At 32.2% G+C, this 15,735-nt stretch carries 11 protein-coding genes; 4 read left to right on the top strand and 7 right to left on the bottom strand.

All coding sequences use genetic code 11. The annotated features are described in order from the left end of the window. Positions 1-775 precede the first annotated feature (775 nt). Both B4I81_RS03750 and B4I81_RS03745 read left to right on the top strand, forming a co-directional pair. Positions 776-1,045, top strand: coding sequence for a helix-turn-helix domain-containing protein (locus B4I81_RS03750; RefSeq protein ID WP_250581358.1), 270 nt, complete (start codon positions 776-778; stop codon positions 1,043-1,045). Positions 1,046-2,015: 970 nt separating this feature from the next. Further along, positions 2,016-2,657, top strand: coding sequence for a DUF6266 family protein (locus B4I81_RS03745; RefSeq protein WP_291107761.1), 642 nt, complete (start codon positions 2,016-2,018; stop codon positions 2,655-2,657). A 312-nt stretch (positions 2,658-2,969) separates the two neighbouring features. On the opposite strand, the gene B4I81_RS03740 is transcribed toward B4I81_RS03745, so the two are convergent. From B4I81_RS03740 to B4I81_RS03730, 3 genes are all read right to left on the bottom strand, one after another. Continuing rightward, the gene (locus B4I81_RS03740; RefSeq protein ID WP_291107758.1) at positions 2,970-3,938 is read right to left on the bottom strand and encodes an SDR family oxidoreductase; all 969 of its coding nucleotides are present in this window, start codon (positions 3,936-3,938) and stop codon (positions 2,970-2,972) included. A 138-nt stretch (positions 3,939-4,076) separates the two neighbouring features. Next, positions 4,077-4,535 (bottom strand): UpxY family transcription antiterminator, encoded by a 459-nt coding sequence (locus tag B4I81_RS03735; RefSeq protein WP_291107755.1) that lies wholly within the window; start codon positions 4,533-4,535, stop codon positions 4,077-4,079. A 140-nt stretch (positions 4,536-4,675) separates the two neighbouring features. Next, positions 4,676-5,179 (bottom strand): ArsR family transcriptional regulator, encoded by a 504-nt coding sequence (locus B4I81_RS03730; protein ID WP_291107752.1) that lies wholly within the window; start codon positions 5,177-5,179, stop codon positions 4,676-4,678. A gap of 338 nt (positions 5,180-5,517) precedes the next feature. Between B4I81_RS03730 and B4I81_RS03725 the strand changes: the two genes are divergently transcribed. Next, on the top strand, positions 5,518-7,407 hold the full coding sequence (locus B4I81_RS03725; RefSeq protein ID WP_291107749.1) for a nucleoside-diphosphate sugar epimerase/dehydratase: 1,890 nt from the start codon (positions 5,518-5,520) through the stop codon (positions 7,405-7,407). A gap of 178 nt (positions 7,408-7,585) precedes the next feature. Here B4I81_RS03725 and glmS read toward each other — a convergent pair whose 3' ends face one another. The 4 genes from glmS to B4I81_RS03705 form a co-directional block, all read right to left on the bottom strand. Next, positions 7,586-9,433 (bottom strand): glutamine--fructose-6-phosphate transaminase (isomerizing), encoded by a 1,848-nt coding sequence (gene glmS, locus B4I81_RS03720; RefSeq protein ID WP_291107746.1) that lies wholly within the window; start codon positions 9,431-9,433, stop codon positions 7,586-7,588. Between the two features lie 146 nt (positions 9,434-9,579). Further along, positions 9,580-10,191 (bottom strand): T9SS type A sorting domain-containing protein, encoded by a 612-nt coding sequence (locus tag B4I81_RS03715; protein ID WP_291107743.1) that lies wholly within the window; start codon positions 10,189-10,191, stop codon positions 9,580-9,582. Between the two features lie 393 nt (positions 10,192-10,584). Then, a complete protein-coding gene (locus B4I81_RS03710) occupies positions 10,585-12,012 on the bottom strand; it encodes an OmpA family protein (RefSeq protein WP_291107740.1) in 1,428 nt (475 codons plus the stop codon). Positions 12,013-12,205: 193 nt separating this feature from the next. Next, a complete protein-coding gene (locus tag B4I81_RS03705; RefSeq protein WP_291107737.1) occupies positions 12,206-12,820 on the bottom strand; it encodes a hypothetical protein in 615 nt (204 codons plus the stop codon). A gap of 109 nt (positions 12,821-12,929) precedes the next feature. Between B4I81_RS03705 and B4I81_RS03700 the strand changes: the two genes are divergently transcribed. Further along, positions 12,930-15,731, top strand: coding sequence for a T9SS type A sorting domain-containing protein (locus B4I81_RS03700; protein WP_291107734.1), 2,802 nt, complete (start codon positions 12,930-12,932; stop codon positions 15,729-15,731). Positions 15,732-15,735 lie beyond the last annotated feature (4 nt).

The following is a 15,735-nucleotide window of genomic DNA, read 5'->3' as shown; positions in this document are numbered from 1 at the left end:
TTGTGGTTAAGTTTCACACCGAGCTTCACCGAGTTTCTTTTGTTGTTGATTGTGTTGAGAGCGTTATACTGAGGCGATGCACTTGTTTAAGAAAGCGGATGACGATGATTTAGCAGATGGTGACGGATTTTTTTTAACCAAATAGACACAATAGATTTTCTTTTTTTGATTTTTAGGCGTTACACTTTTCATAGTTCACAATAGAATACAGGCATAGTTTGTCATGCTGTTAGGTATCTCTTTTTGTACTTGATTTTTGAAGTTGTACTTGATTTTTGCTTTGTAATACCGATTGAAGAAATTGAAGTCATCTTTAAAATTGAATTGGTTAGAAATCTTTAAAAATGTTTTGACTCGATTGTCATCCCGAGCTTGATTTTTGAAATTGAACTTGCCCTTGTTCTTGCTCTAGCCCTTTTTTATTACACAGTTATGCTCTTTTCTTAATCAAAACAAAAAGTAGTTATTAACAATTGAGTGCAATATTCACCATATCAGTACTTTACGTTTAGTATACGTTTAGTTTACGTTTAGTAAAAATAGAGTTTTTGTTATAGTTCTAATATTCTGTTTTACTTGTATTTACATTCACTTTTCAATTTTTTTTAAAAAAATATTTTTTACAAAAGAAAATTTAGCCGCTAGCTGTTGAAAACTTCATTCTATTTTTTTTCAAGTTATCTTTGTTTAGATAACATTTTTTAGCACTTTTGTTAAAAGTCAAAACAAAATTATAAGTAAAAGAAAAATAGTCGTTTAACAATTATAACCCTACATGCCTGTGCGATCAGAAGTTGAAATTTTACAAACCCAAGTAGAGCAATTAACTAAAGCAGTTTTACAATTAAAAGAGCAAGCCAATAATGATATTTGGTACGATAATGCAGATGTTCTAAAATTGTTTAACATTAGCGATTCTACTTTGTTGCGTTACCGTAAAGAAAAGAAAATTCCTTTTACTAAACTAGGAGGACGCTTTTTGTATCCAAAAGCTTTCTTTACAAAATCTCTTATGGAGAAATTAGAAAACAAGCATTTGCTTTAAGTTTTCGTATTCTTGCTTCCCCAAGCTTTTTTTCTAATAGCAATTAGAACTCCTTTCTTCAATTCATACGTGTAAAATATTTTACATTCTTTCCTTTCTATAGTGCTTATTTTATTTGCTTTCTATAGTTCTCGATACAATTTTCAAAAGCAAAAACTAGCATTTTTCCTTTTTAAAATCACTCGAAATGACGGTTGTGTTATCTCGTTGCTAATGTTTATAAGCTACTTTCATGCGTCTTTTATTCATAATTCCACTAGCGTCAATTCGAGTGTTTTGTGTTGGTAAAGCCATAGATTTACAAATACAAAATGTATCGAGAACTAATGAAAATGTATCGTTTCTACAATTCTCGATACAATTTTCAAAAGCAAAAAATAGCATTTCACTTTTAAAAATCATTCGAAGAGACGAGGTAGGGTTGTATTGTTTCAAGAGCTTTTTTCTGGTACTGGTTGTTTCAGGTTAGCATCTTAAAATTCATAATTCCACCAGCGTCAATTTGAGTGTTTTGTGTTGGTAAAGCCATAGATTTACAAATACAAAATGTATCGAGAACTAATGAAAATGTATCGTTTTATATTGGATTATCGTTCCTTTTTTTTATTTTCCTTCTTATCTTATTTCTAATTTGTTCGAAGAAACAGCTGTTTTTACGAAGCGCGTTCGAACAACGTTCGAACAAACTACGAACAAAACCCCCTTAAAATCACACCCGAGCTATCATTGACTAGCAATTCCTATCAAAAGACGTCAAAAGACGTCAAAACCCGTCAAAAGGTGGCAAAGAAGGGCATAAGATGGCATACACTAGCAAAACGTATCAAATACTTTTAAATAATGTTAATTAATTGCAAGTTAGTAAGTTAGCTTTGTTTATAAAAAGTCTTACTTTATATTTGTACTCGTTCTTTGATAGCGCGCATCAAAAACAAAAAAATAGTTTTAATAATTTAATATTTAAAAGAGTATGGGTACATACAATAAGGGCATCTTAGGTGCATTTTCAGGAAAAGTAGGTCCGGTGGTGGGCGCTACATGGCGAGGTAAAGAGGTAATGCGTAGTTTACCTAAAAAGAGTAATCGTTTGGCAACAACGTATCAGCAACAGCAGCGCAGTAAGTTTGCCATGACTACCGAATTTCTTGGCGGGGTTCAACCTGTAATTAAACGCTATTTTGGTAGTAATGCTGGTTTGAAAACACGACGCAATCAAGCAATGTCGTATTTAATGAAAGAGGCTATTGTGTTTACGGATCCTAATTATGAGTGGGATTACACTAAAGTCTTAATTAGTAAAGGCGACTTGCTAGGGATTAACAATGGAGCTGTTATCGCTGGAACCGGGCAAAACTTAAATTTTAGTTGGACCGACAACAGCGGACAAGGTGAGGCAATGGCAACCGATAAGCTTGTAGTAGTGGTTTATGAACCTACTTCTAAAGCTACGGTGTACAGTTTGAATGCAGGGAGTAGAAGTAGTGGAAGCGCTACTCTTGAATTGCCCAACTTCTTAAGCGGATTGGAAGTACAAGTATGGGCAACATTTGTTTCTTCTAACGATGCTTTATATGCCACTAGTTTATACTTAGGTGCTGTAACCGTGGGTTAATCTTAGTTTTGATTAGTGTTCGTACATGCGATTTACAAACGCCCTGCTAGTGATAGTGGGGTGTTTTTTTTGTTTCAGGTTTCAAGTTTCAGGTTTTTGGAACACAGATGGGAGAAATTGAAATAAATTTTAAAATTTAAAATGCTTAGCAATCTTTAGAAATTCATTGTCTCGATTTTCATCCTGAGCGCAGTCGAAGGAAGGGAGGGGAAAGAAAAATTTCAGTATTCTTTAGTTGTGGATTTGTTGATGCGAGATGCGAGAGCAGAGAGCAGAGATATCTTCATAAAAAAAGGGCCATAAAGCCCATTTTTATTTTAAATTTTCCCAGTACCATTCTACCGCCTCTTTTAAACCTTGACTGATATTGTGAGTTGGTTGATACCCTAATAACTCTTTTGCTTTTTCTACCGAAGCCAAAGAATGCGGAATATCTCCCTGCCTGTTAGGACCATGAACAACCTCTACCTCACCGATTTCAGCATCATATTTACTTAAGTATTCTTTTAAATATTTCACTAAATCATTCAAAGTAGTTCGATCTCCTACTGCTGTATTATACACTGTATTTACCGCTTTAGGATTGGTGGTTAACATTGCTCGTTCGTTCATCTGTACCACATTATCTACATACGTGAAGTCTCTAGAATAATCTCCCGCTCCATTGATTACTGGAGATTCTTTTTTCATTAATTGTTTTACAAATAATGGAATAACCGCTGCATAGGCACCATTAGGATCTTGTCTTCTTCCAAATACATTAAAGTACCTCAAACCGATGGTTTCAATACCGTATGTTTTGCTAAAAATTTCCGCGTATAGTTCATTTACATATTTTGTAATGGCATACGGCGAAAGAGGTTTCCCTATTTTATCTTCTACTTTTGGTAAACTTTCAGAATCTCCATAGGTAGAAGAACTTGCTGCATAAATAAATCTTTTCACTCCAGCATCTCTAGCCGCCACTAACATATTTAGAAAGCCCGAAACATTTACTTCATTGGAAGTGATAGGATCTTTTATAGAACGTGGCACAGAGCCTAATGCAGCTTGATGCAAAACATAATCTACTCCTGTAACCGCAGTATGACAAACGCCTATATCGCGTATATCTCCTTCTATTAATCTAAAATTAGCATTCTCAAGAAATGGGGTAATATTATGTCTATGACCTGTTGCGAAATTATCTAGACATACGATTTGATGCCCTTTCCCTAAAAAGTATTCACATAAATTGGATCCTATAAACCCAGCGCCGCCTGTTATTAGTATAGTACTCATATTATTTGTTTGTTGTTTATTGTTTGTTGTTAATTGTTTGTTGTTTTTATAATAGTAAAACCACACCCATAACCCATAACCCATAACCCATAACCCATAACCCATCACTTATCACCCATCACCCATCACTCATCATCCCTATCGCTCCAATATCAAGGTCATTCCTAAACTATCCAAAACCAAAATTGTTTTGTTCCCTTTTTTTTCAATATAGGTTGCCGTTTGGCCTTTAAAAACCCCTTCGTCTAAAGTTACTTTGCTACCGGGTACTAATCCTGTGACCACGACTTCTTTATAACTTTCTAATAAGAGTTCTTGAATGTTTTTAACCTCGTCATCACGCACAATAGCGGGTTTACCTAACCAAAAAAGATACCTTACCACCCCTGGCACCTGAAATACTTTATCGCGTTCTTTTTCTTCTAATCGTACAAAAACATAGGAATTGAAAAGCGGTTGTTGGATTGTTTTTTTTCTATCGCTCCACTGCTTTACTACAGCTACTAAGGGGCAATACACTTCTATCCCTAGTTTTTCCAATTGCTCGGCTACTTTTTTCTCATTTCGAGGTTTTGTATAAAGGGCAAACCAATTCACTACTATTTAAATACCTTTTAGATTAATAATGACAACGTATATCGAAAATTTATTATAAAAATCAAAATCAATACCAACAACCAAAACTTACAACTTAGTAATAGTACTCAAAATTATGTTTTATACAGTAAAAAATTCATTTAGGCTTCAAAAATCAACAAACCATTCGTAACTGAAGATCTTGAAACTGACAAAACAACTTTTTTTTCGATTTCTTTTGAAACTTTTGAGGCAATTTGATTTAAATATTCTTGGTCCAAATTATCCCCCACAACTACAATTTCTATTAAACCAGTATCCAATCCTTTAGCATAATCCCCAATTAAAAAAATCTTGGAAACATCGCCAGTTCTCATAAAAATCCGTTCCACTATATCATCAATACCTACATATTTTCGAATCATTTGTTGTAAAATTCCAAAAAACGGATGAGCCGCATTTGCCCTGTAAATAATCTTAGAATCAAGCTCTTCTCTAATAATAAATCCCGAATCACTTAGATGATTTAACTCTTTACGAATAGCATTCGTATTTTCATTCATTTCATTTGCTAAACCTCTTAAATAACCCGTATTGGCCACATTGATAAAAAATTTCACCAAAAGCCTTAATCGTGTTCGAGAAGTAATAATATTTTGCAACATAAATAAAAACTAGGTAACAAAAGTACTCATTTTATATTCTAAAAGAAAAGTTAATAAAAAAATTTAACTAAAACATGCTAAATTAATTTAATACTGTATGTGTAAAATTATTTTGAGTTACTAATTTTTTTTAACTTCAATCTTATATATAACAAAATCAATTTACTATTATCTACCAATATACGTTTCTATTTATTCCTGAAACGTTTAAAAAAATTGTAGGATTTTTTTTGTTCAAAATTTTGTTATACTACCCGAAAAATATTAATTAAAGCCAAAAAAACGATTTGAAAATCATTTTATTCTAAGTATATTTGCTTACATAAACCAACAACCCAATGAAAAAAAAAATACAAGCAATACACCTCTTTTTAAAAAGCATTAACATTCTTCCCTCTTGGCTAATTTTACTTTTTGACTTTTGTATTATTACTATCATTGCAGCACTGAGTTATTTAGTATACCGTAATCTTGGAGTTAACTTAATTACCGATGCAACTGCGCTAGAGCGTTACCTCACATTACTTTCCGTTTATTTACTTTCCTTTTTCATTTTTAAAACTCATAAAGGGATATTAAGATACTCTTCTTTGCGAGATATTGTAAAAATTTTTAAAGCTGTTTTTCTTTCTACTATAATATTAGTCGTTATTAATGAAGTTAGCCGAAATTTTTATGGGAAAAATATTTTTATTTATTCTATTTTAATTAATGGAACTTTTTTTGGATTCTTCGCTCTTATAGGATTTCGTATCATTGTAAAAACTTTTTTTCATTATTTACATAGATATGAGTTTCCAGATTCTGAAAAAGAAAATATTGCAATTGTGGGGGTGAACAGTCAAAATATTGCATTAATTGAACCTTTAAATTCGCTATCTAGCAAATACAATCTGGTTTGTTTTTTTGATCAAAACAACTCTTTACATGGCAAAAAAGTTTCCGGAATAACCGTTGCTACTGGCTTTCCTAATATTATTACGTTTTTACGATTCAAAAAAATTAAAAACCTTATTTTACCCAAGGGCTATTTGGAGGAAAATGAAGAAAAAAAATTACTAGAAGACTGTATTCAAAACGGAATTAAAGTATTTAAACCCGAGTTGTTACAAAAAACAAATCCAGCCCAACAAACTAATTTAAGAGAATACAATTTAGAAGAGTTATTATTCAGAGAGAAGATTGATATCAATAATCCGAAAGTAATTGAACAATACAGTAATAAAACTATTTTAGTAACAGGTGGAGCTGGTTCTATTGGCTCTGAATTAGCTAAACAACTAGCTGTTTTCAATCCTAAAAAATTAATCATAGTAGATCAAGGCGAAACTCCTTTACACGGAATTCAATTACACTTTGACAAATACATTTCCGATTGTAAATGTTACTTCGAATTAATTGATGTTACCAATAAAAAAGAAATTGCTTGCATTTTTGAAACTTACAAACCTGAAATAGTTTTTCATGCTGCAGCCTACAAACACGTTCCAGTACTTGAAAAAAATTACAAACAAGCTATAAAAGTTAATGTTCATGGCACATTAAATTGTTTAGAATTAGCCCAAAAACATGGTGCTAAAAAATTTATTTTTGTATCTACTGACAAAGCTGTTAACCCAACTAATATTATGGGTTCTAGTAAACGGATTGCAGAAATGTTAGCCCAAAATATTTATCATGATCAAAAAACAAAAAACATGGAAGTCATGATCACAAGATTCGGTAATGTATTAGGATCTAATGGATCGGTGGTGCATCTTTTCAAAGAACAAATTGCCCAAGGAGGCCCCATTACCGTTACTCATCCAGAAGTAAATCGATTTTTTATGACCATTCCAGAAGCATGCAAACTTGTATTAGAAGCTGGTGCTATGGGAAGCGGTGGCAATATTTACGTATTTGACATGGGTAAATCCATTAAAATTGTAGATCTAGCTGAAAAAATGATTCGTTTAGCTGGAAAATTACCCGGAAAAGACATCGAAATTAAATTTACAGGTTTACGCCCTGGTGAAAAATTATACGAAGAAGTTCTTACAGAGTGTTCAGAAACCTTACCTACGTATCATCCTAAAATTGTAATTGCTAAAGAGACGGAAGAAAGAAAATTTAGCAATAATGACATTATGAATGCGCTGGAAGAATTCCAAAAAAAATCTAGAAAAGAAACCCTATCTATTATTAAAAATCTAGTTCCTGAATACCAACCCGAAAATGTTGAAGATTAAAACAAGTAAAGGGATTTAATATCCCTTACTTATTATAACAATTTAGAAACAAACGTAACAAAAATAATCAAAATTCAAGAAATTAAATAAATCCAGCAATTACTTACATTATACATTTCTTTTATAGGAAATTATGATTTTAAAATTCTAATATTTTTTTGATTTCTTTATAAAAAAATTATTCAACAGTAACTGATTTTGCCAAATTTCTTGGTTGATCAACATTACAACCTCTTAAAACTGCAATATGATACGATAATAATTGTAACGGAATTGTAGTTAATAATGGTGTAAATGGTTCGTTAGTTTCTGGAATTTCAATAACGTGATCTGCTAAAGCTTTTACTTGCGTATCTCCTTTAGTTACTACCGCAATAATTTTTCCACTTCTTGATTTTATTTCTTGAATATTACTTACCACTTTATCGTAATGTCCTTTGTTTGGAGCAATTACAATTACTGGCATAGATTCATCAATTAAAGCAATTGGCCCGTGCTTCATTTCTGCTGCTGGATACCCTTCTGCGTGGATATATGAAATTTCTTTTAATTTTAATGCGCCTTCTAAAGCTACTGGGAAGTTATAACCTCTTCCTAAGTACAAACAATTGGTTGCGTCTTTATAAATTTCGGCAATTTTTTTAGCAATATCATTTGTTAATAATGCTTCTTCAACTTTTTCAGGCATTAATTCTAATTCCAACAAATAACGTTGGTAATCAGAATTACTTAAAGTATCTTTAGCTTTAGCCAAACGAAGTGCTAATAAAGTAAGGATTGTAATTTGCGTAGTAAATGCTTTTGTAGATGCCACTCCAATTTCTGGTCCAGCGTGAGTATAAGCACCTGCATGCGTTTCACGAGAAATGGAAGAACCTACCACATTACAAACTCCAAATACAAAAGCTCCGTTTTCTTTAGCTAATTTAATTGCTGCCAAAGTATCTGCCGTTTCACCTGACTGAGAAATTGCAATTACTACATCATCTTTATTGATAATAGGATTTCTATATCGGAATTCTGAAGCATATTCTACTTCAACTGGAATTCTTGAAAATTCTTCGATAATATATTCTGCTACTAATCCAGCATGCCATGAAGTTCCACAAGCAACAATAAGAATTCGTTTAGCATTTAAGAATTTTTCCAAATTATCTTCTACACCCGACATTTGTACTATACCTTTATTAGCCAAAAGTCTTCCTCTATAAGTATCTTTGATTACACTTGGTTGCTCATAGATTTCTTTCATCATAAAATGATCGTAACCCCCTTTTTCAATTTGCTCTAAATTTAATTGGAGCTCTTGAATATAAGGGTCAACCAAAGAATCGTCTTTAATTTTTCTAACTTTTAATGGTTTGTGTAAACGCACAATTGCCATTTCTTCATCTTCTAAATATATAGCATTTGACGTATACTCGATAAAAGGTGTTGCATCAGAAGCAATAAAAAATTCTTCTTCTCCAATTCCAATTGCTAGTGGACTTCCTAAACGTGCTACTATAATTTCATCAGGTTTTTCAACATCAATTACCGCAATTGCATAAGCACCAATAACTTGGTTTAATGCAATTTGAACTGCATGACCTAACTTACAATTTTCTTTTTTCTTAACTTCTTCAATCAAGTTAACCAATACTTCAGTATCTGTATCCGATTTAAAAGTATAACCTCTTTTGATTAATTCTTGTTTTAAAGGTTCGTAATTTTCAATAATTCCATTATGAATAATTACTAATTTTCCAGAGTTTGAAAAATGAGGATGCGAATTAACATCATTAGGCACACCATGAGTAGCCCAACGCGTATGCCCCATACCTATTTTACCAATTGTTGTATTTTCTTCTTGCGCTTTTGCTTCTAAATCAGATACCTTACCTTTAGTTTTAGATAATTTTAATTTGTTACCATCATATAAGACGATACCTGCACTATCATAACCTCTATACTCTAAACGGTGTAATCCTTTAATAATTACAGAATAAGCATCTCTTTTGCCTATATATCCTACAATTCCACACATAAATTAATAATATAATTTTATTTATTTTTTTAACTACCTATAATAAAACAAACTTACAACTTTTATAATAAAATTAACAAAAAAACCGCTTCAAATTGCTTTGAAACGGTTTTTCCTTAATCAACTATAAACTTTAATCTACTATGCTATTGTTTAATCATTTTAAACGTTTGTGTGTTAGCCCCTTGACGAACAATTACCAAATACATACCCACTGAATAGTTATCTCCTATCGTGTGTTGGGCGATTTCATTTGCTGCTATTGCGCTACTTTCAATCATTTTTCCGGTTACATCATACACTTGATAGAATAACGTTGCCGTTTCTCCTTCTATTGGTGTAATACTAAATGTGGTAGTAAATGGATTTGGATACGCCTTGAATTCCGATATAATACTTGTTTTTGTCACTCCATTATTTGATACAACTCGTGTTGGCTGTGTTGGCTTTTCTTTGATTACCGTTATTGTACATGGTGCTCCTTCTGCTCCATATTCAGTTCCTCTTATCACTTGCACTCTAACTTGATATGTTGTATCAAATGCATAACCCGTTAATTGTGAAAAACTAAAGGAAGCTGTAGCACTCTCAATTGAATCAAATAACGTTGTTCCTGTTACATCATATACATTAAATTTATTACCCGTAGCATTCGTTACCGCAGTAGCATAAATAGCATCTGTGAAAAGAACTGTAGATCCACATTGCGCACTAGCGATACTTGTTGTAGGCAGTCCAATTAATGTAACATTACCCATAATTATTATAAGCCTTTGAAACTAGATTATCAGGCATTTTAGATAATACTAAAATTGAATCCAAATATTGCCTAGACAATTCAGGCTGAGAAAATTGGACTTTTACAAACTCATCATAAAGTTTCTTATATCTCGAATTACTTTGTGCCAAAGAAATTGAAACAAAAAAAAAGACACACAAATACTTAACCACTTATTATACATAGCATTAACTTTTGATTTAAAATCAAAGATATTAAAAAATGACCTCTTTTTTTAAATTACCCATAAATATCCAATTAAATTAATGAATAAAAGACAATTAGAGTTGACTAACATAAACAAAAAAACACCCGCAAAACATTTTGCAGGTGTTTGATAAATAAAAGTTATTTTAATATAAATCTAAAAAGATTAATCTACTTTAAAGGCAACTCTTCTAACAAGCTGTCTCGCTAACTTAGAGTTCTTAGGCACTGAATTATCTTCGCCTTTAACCACTAATTTCAAACGATTAGGATCAATTCCAGAACGAACCAACATCTCCATAACACGCTGTGCTCTTTTTCTTGAAAGAGCTAAATTATAATTTGCATCCCCCATTTCATCTGCATATCCAATAACTTCAGCTTTAGCATCAGGATTTGCATTAAGATATTTAATCAAGAAATTAATAGCAGATATAGTTCCTGTAGTAATGGTAGTATCATCAAAATCAAAGAACACATTTACATACTGACCATTAATCATTTGTTTCATTTGAGCACTAGAATACTCTCCAGTTGCTAAGTTATTAATAGTTTGTAAATCACCATATTTATTATTGATATAAGTCTCAAGTTCATCTGGAACACCATTATTATTGATATCTACAGCTCTACCTTTAGTGTCAACCGCAACACCTCCTATAGTATTATTTTCTGCATCTAAATAATCTGGCACTCCATCTCTATCGGTATCATTCATCATAATTTCTAATTCTTCAACACGAGCCAATAAATCTTTATATTCATCTTTAACATTTAAGTTCTCCCAATACCAGTCTGCATGACGTTCTTTTTTCCCTAAATACAAAGTCAACCCTAAAGTTGTTGAATGTACCAAACCGGTTCTACTTAAACTTGGATCTACTTGCGACATACCATCTAAAGCCAAATGATGCGTATAATTAGTTGTCATCGTATAATCTAAATTAAAAGCTAAACGATCGGAAACTTTAATCAGTGCTGTAGCTCCCGCCAAAAAACTGAATAAATTATCATAATTGTTAAAAGTAGAAGTACCTGGTCCTTCTAAAAACGAAAAACCGGGACCTAAATGTATTTGCAAACCAAAAGTTTCCGTAAATTCTTCCCAATTAAAGGCACGATGAATATTCATCACCCCTTGAAAACTGGTACGATACATATTGTTACTAAAATCAGGACTTCCCGAATCAGCAGTAAAACTATCATAACCAAAATCCCACATTACCCCAAACTTGGTATTGAACATTCTACGAACATTCAAATCAAAATGATTGAACTCCGGTTTGGTAAAATAATTAGGAGTAGTAGCGTAATAGCCATCCGTAAAAGGACGAATACCTATATTAGTACCCACATTCAAGTTGACTGACCAACGATTGTAGTTTTTTTCACGATCTTTAGGATGCACCGTATCAGAAACTGTCTTGTTAATTACCTTATTTGGAATGTAAACAGAATCTCTTTTTTCAGAATCAGTTGTTTCAACAGCTTCTTTTTTTTCAGGTCTAGTTTCTGAATCTTTTTGTTCCTGTGCTATACCAAGCGAAAATACAAGAAGAGATGAAAAAACAAAATACTTTTTTAACAAATTCATAAGAATGATATTATTTTTTTATAGTTAGCAAAATTAATATTTTTTTTTATATAGTTAACAACTTATATAAAATTAAACAAAAAAGAACTTTTTCTTAACCCATCACCCATCACCCATCACCCATCACCCATAACCCATCACCCATTACCAAATATTCATAATCCATTATCAATAACCCAACACCCAACAACCATCACCAAAACTTATCAAACGAACTACGTGTGATTTTTTTACTTGACAAAATATAAGAAGCTTTTAAACCGACAGCAGTGTAAAAGGCAGAACCTGTAGTTGTAAAATCATAGGAATGGCCTAAACCTATATGAAAATTAAATAAGAAATTTTTATACACATTTCTTTGAATCCCCCAATGCACCTCATACATCATAATAGCACTTAAAGGAGATTTAGAATCAAACAAACGCTGTGTTAAAAATTTATTCTGAATAGCAAAATAACTTCCTTCTCCATTGCGTGTGGGTAATTTTTTCGCTACTCGAACATAGCGATTGTAATAATATTTCAACTCCGTTTTGACGTAAAGACTAGGATTGAATACACTTTTTTGAAATTTTACTTCATCGTTAGGAATATGAGCACCAGAAGAAAAACCGAGCTCCGAATCTAAAGACAAAACTTTAGAAATAGGAAATTCATAGTTAGCCCCAAATCCTAACACAGAAAACTCGGCTTTTTGTAAATAGGGTAATGCATTGGTATCTATGACAATTTCTTGAGAAACATCTTGAGCAACACCCAACAAAGAAGCGCAAAGCATTGTTAATAAAATAATTACTTTACTTTTCATTACATTTATTTTTATCAAATGTATAAAAGTTTATTTGAAGTTAGAATTATTTTTTTTTAAAATATATCCTTATATTTGCAAGTATTTTAACAACAACAGAAATAATTTTATGAAAATAGTACACAAACTAATTCCTGTATTTTTCTTATTCATTTCCCATTTAATGCTCTCACAGGCCGTTTTCACTAGTAATGGTGGAAATTGGAACTCAGCTTCCTCTTGGACATTGACTTCTGGTACAGACGCAGATGGAATCCCCGACGCAGATGATGCTGTAATTATTAAAGCGCATACCGTTACGGTAAATGTAAATGCTACTTGTGCTTCATTAACCACTGACCCTGATGCTAATAACACTACAGGATTATCCAGAACAATTTCTACCACTGGCGCCTCTAACATTACTATTAATGCCAATATGCTATTGACGATTGTGGGTGATTTTTTTATCAAGGCCAATAACTCTTACAACCGCGTTACTGTATTAACAGGTCCTGGTTCTGTAAGTGCGGGTTCTCTTACTATTGGAAATGATATTGCCGTTACTTCTGCAAGAAACACTACTTTAGCGGTTAGATCCACTACTAATTTTGAAATCTTAGGAAATGTAAACCTTTACACCAATGTAGAGAACTCCAACAACAATAAAGCTACCTTCAGACATGATTCTGGTACCATTACCATTAATGGACAAATGATTATGACTCAGGAAACCAATGGTAGTAGCACTGGATACAATAGCAATCTTGGAGTAAGACAAGGTACCCTAATATTAAGAAATTCAGAACCTTTAGTATTAAACCCATTAGGGGGGACGCAATTATCTCAGTTAATGCCAAATTTCAACGGATGTACTGTTGAATACAGACCAAGTAGTGCTAACTTAACTGTTTTTAACACCAATTATAGAGATATCAAAATCAATTCAGAATACGACGTTTACAGCAATGGTTTTAACATTAATACGGGTGGTAGTCTATATTTAATAAAAGGACTATTAATAGGAGTGTATACTTTAAACACAAACACTAGTATAATTAGAAGTGGAGGCGCAACCAAAGACAAACCAACATTAATCTCAGGTGGTATATACAATTTAACTTACGCTCAAAATTCTAGTTTAATTGTTGCTGGAAATGAATTATTAGACACTACAACACAATTAGAGAAATTAACATTAAGTTCAACAAATGGGGTTCAGATTAACACAGTTTGTTATCCAAATCAACTTATTGTAAACACTACTACAAACCTAACAGGAAGTGGTGATGTTCGAGTTAGAACTCTTTTCGATGTACCTGCTGCAGTCACTTTTAACACAGGGGGTATAATTACTCTTGTTTCAAACATAACAAACACCGCTAGAGTAGCTTCATTAACCTCTAATCCAACGATTAATGGCAACGTCAATGTTGAACGCTTTTTAACAAATCAAGGTAGAAAATGGAGATTGGTAACTGCACCCTTAAAAGGCTCAACTAACAATACTGTTTTTTATAATTGGCAAAACAATGGCACTTCAATAAGTGGTTTTGGAACAGATATCTGGGGACCTAATGGTAACCCAACTAGCAATGGACTACAACTTATTAATAATTCTAGCCATAATTTAAGACGATTTAATAACTCTACAGGTACATGGACTAGTATTACTAATACTTTTACGGAAACCCTATTTACAAGTTCATTAAACAAAGCTTTTTTACTTTTTGCAACACACCCTTATGGACAAGCTACTGATGGTGATGGAGATGTAAACCCTAACACTCCACAAGCAACAACAACCTTAAAAGCTACAGGGAATTTAATCACTGGAAATGTTGTCTATTCTAACGTTCCATCAACCACTTATTTTATCGTAGGTAATCCATATGCAAGCCCAATAGACTTTAAAACAATTCTAAATGATGGCTCAAACAGTGGAATTGGAAAAAAAATATGGTTTATCGACCCAACATTTGGATCATATGGAGCTTATGTAACTTGGGATGATGTTAATGGATACAGTGACTATACAACTACAAGAAATCCTGGATCGAACTCTAATCCGGCTAACCAAAGTACCATAATGCAATCAGGTGAAGCTTTCTTTGTAAAAGCAATATCTGAAACATCTACGTTAACAATAAAGGAAACCCATAAAGCTACCACTAATTCTAATGCTGTTTTCAGTAGAGTTGCAAACACAGTCTCTTCAGAGCGACTAAGAGTAACTTTACACAAAGAAGAAAACAATATTTGGAACAAAAAAGATGCTGTTGTAGCAGGGTTTTATTCTGGAGGAAATAATGCATATGACACAAACGATGTCCCTAAAATCAGCAATCCAAGTGAAACTTTAGCATTCTACACTGATACACGTTCTTTATCTTCAGAGCATAGAGCTCCAATTCAAGATAATGATTTTTTAATGCTTAGATTAACACAAACTACTGTAAATTCAAACTATAAATTGAAAATTTTTACTGAAGATTTTAGTTATACTGGACAAGCTTTATTACAAGATTTATTTCTGAATACTATAACACCTTTTTCTGTAGACGGTAGTGTTTTTGAATATGATTTTGTTGTTACTGCTGATGCATTGAGTTCAGGAAATAGATTTAAAATTATTTTCCAAAATACATTAAGTAATTCAACGTTTAGCCAAGAAAATAATTTTGTAATATATCCAAATCCAACAACATTTGAACAAGGTATTCATATTTCTACCCAACAACCAAGTTCAGAAATATATGAATACAGAATTTATAATTATTTAGGACAAATTGTTGAAACAAATAAAATAACATTTGATAATCAATTAACAAACATATCATTTAGTCAAAAATTGAATCAAGGTATTTATTTCTTAAACATATATGACAATCAGAATGTGTTACAATCTTCAAAATCAATATTAATAAAATAATTAT

Origin of the sequence: Flavobacterium sp. UBA6195 (assembly GCF_002422095.1) — a bacterium.
Classification (GTDB): domain Bacteria; phylum Bacteroidota; class Bacteroidia; order Flavobacteriales; family Flavobacteriaceae; genus Flavobacterium.
This window is presented reverse-complemented; position numbering and strand designations above follow the sequence as displayed.

Excerpts from the sequence above, each read along its gene's own strand:
- B4I81_RS03750 (WP_250581358.1), top strand. The coding sequence starts at position 776 with ATGCCTGTGCGATCAGAAGTTGAAATTTTACAAACCCAAGTAGAGCAA.
- B4I81_RS03745 (WP_291107761.1), top strand. The coding sequence starts at position 2,016 with ATGGGTACATACAATAAGGGCATCTTAGGTGCATTTTCAGGAAAAGTA.
- B4I81_RS03740 (WP_291107758.1), bottom strand. The coding sequence starts at position 3,938 with ATGAGTACTATACTAATAACAGGCGGCGCTGGGTTTATAGGATCCAAT.
- B4I81_RS03730 (WP_291107752.1), bottom strand. The coding sequence starts at position 5,179 with ATGTTGCAAAATATTATTACTTCTCGAACACGATTAAGGCTTTTGGTG.
- B4I81_RS03725 (WP_291107749.1), top strand. The coding sequence starts at position 5,518 with ATGAAAAAAAAAATACAAGCAATACACCTCTTTTTAAAAAGCATTAAC.
- glmS (WP_291107746.1), bottom strand. The coding sequence starts at position 9,433 with ATGTGTGGAATTGTAGGATATATAGGCAAAAGAGATGCTTATTCTGTA.
- B4I81_RS03715 (WP_291107743.1), bottom strand. The coding sequence starts at position 10,191 with ATGGGTAATGTTACATTAATTGGACTGCCTACAACAAGTATCGCTAGT.
- B4I81_RS03710 (WP_291107740.1), bottom strand. The coding sequence starts at position 12,012 with ATGAATTTGTTAAAAAAGTATTTTGTTTTTTCATCTCTTCTTGTATTT.
- B4I81_RS03705 (WP_291107737.1), bottom strand. The coding sequence starts at position 12,820 with ATGAAAAGTAAAGTAATTATTTTATTAACAATGCTTTGCGCTTCTTTG.
- B4I81_RS03700 (WP_291107734.1), top strand. The coding sequence starts at position 12,930 with ATGAAAATAGTACACAAACTAATTCCTGTATTTTTCTTATTCATTTCC.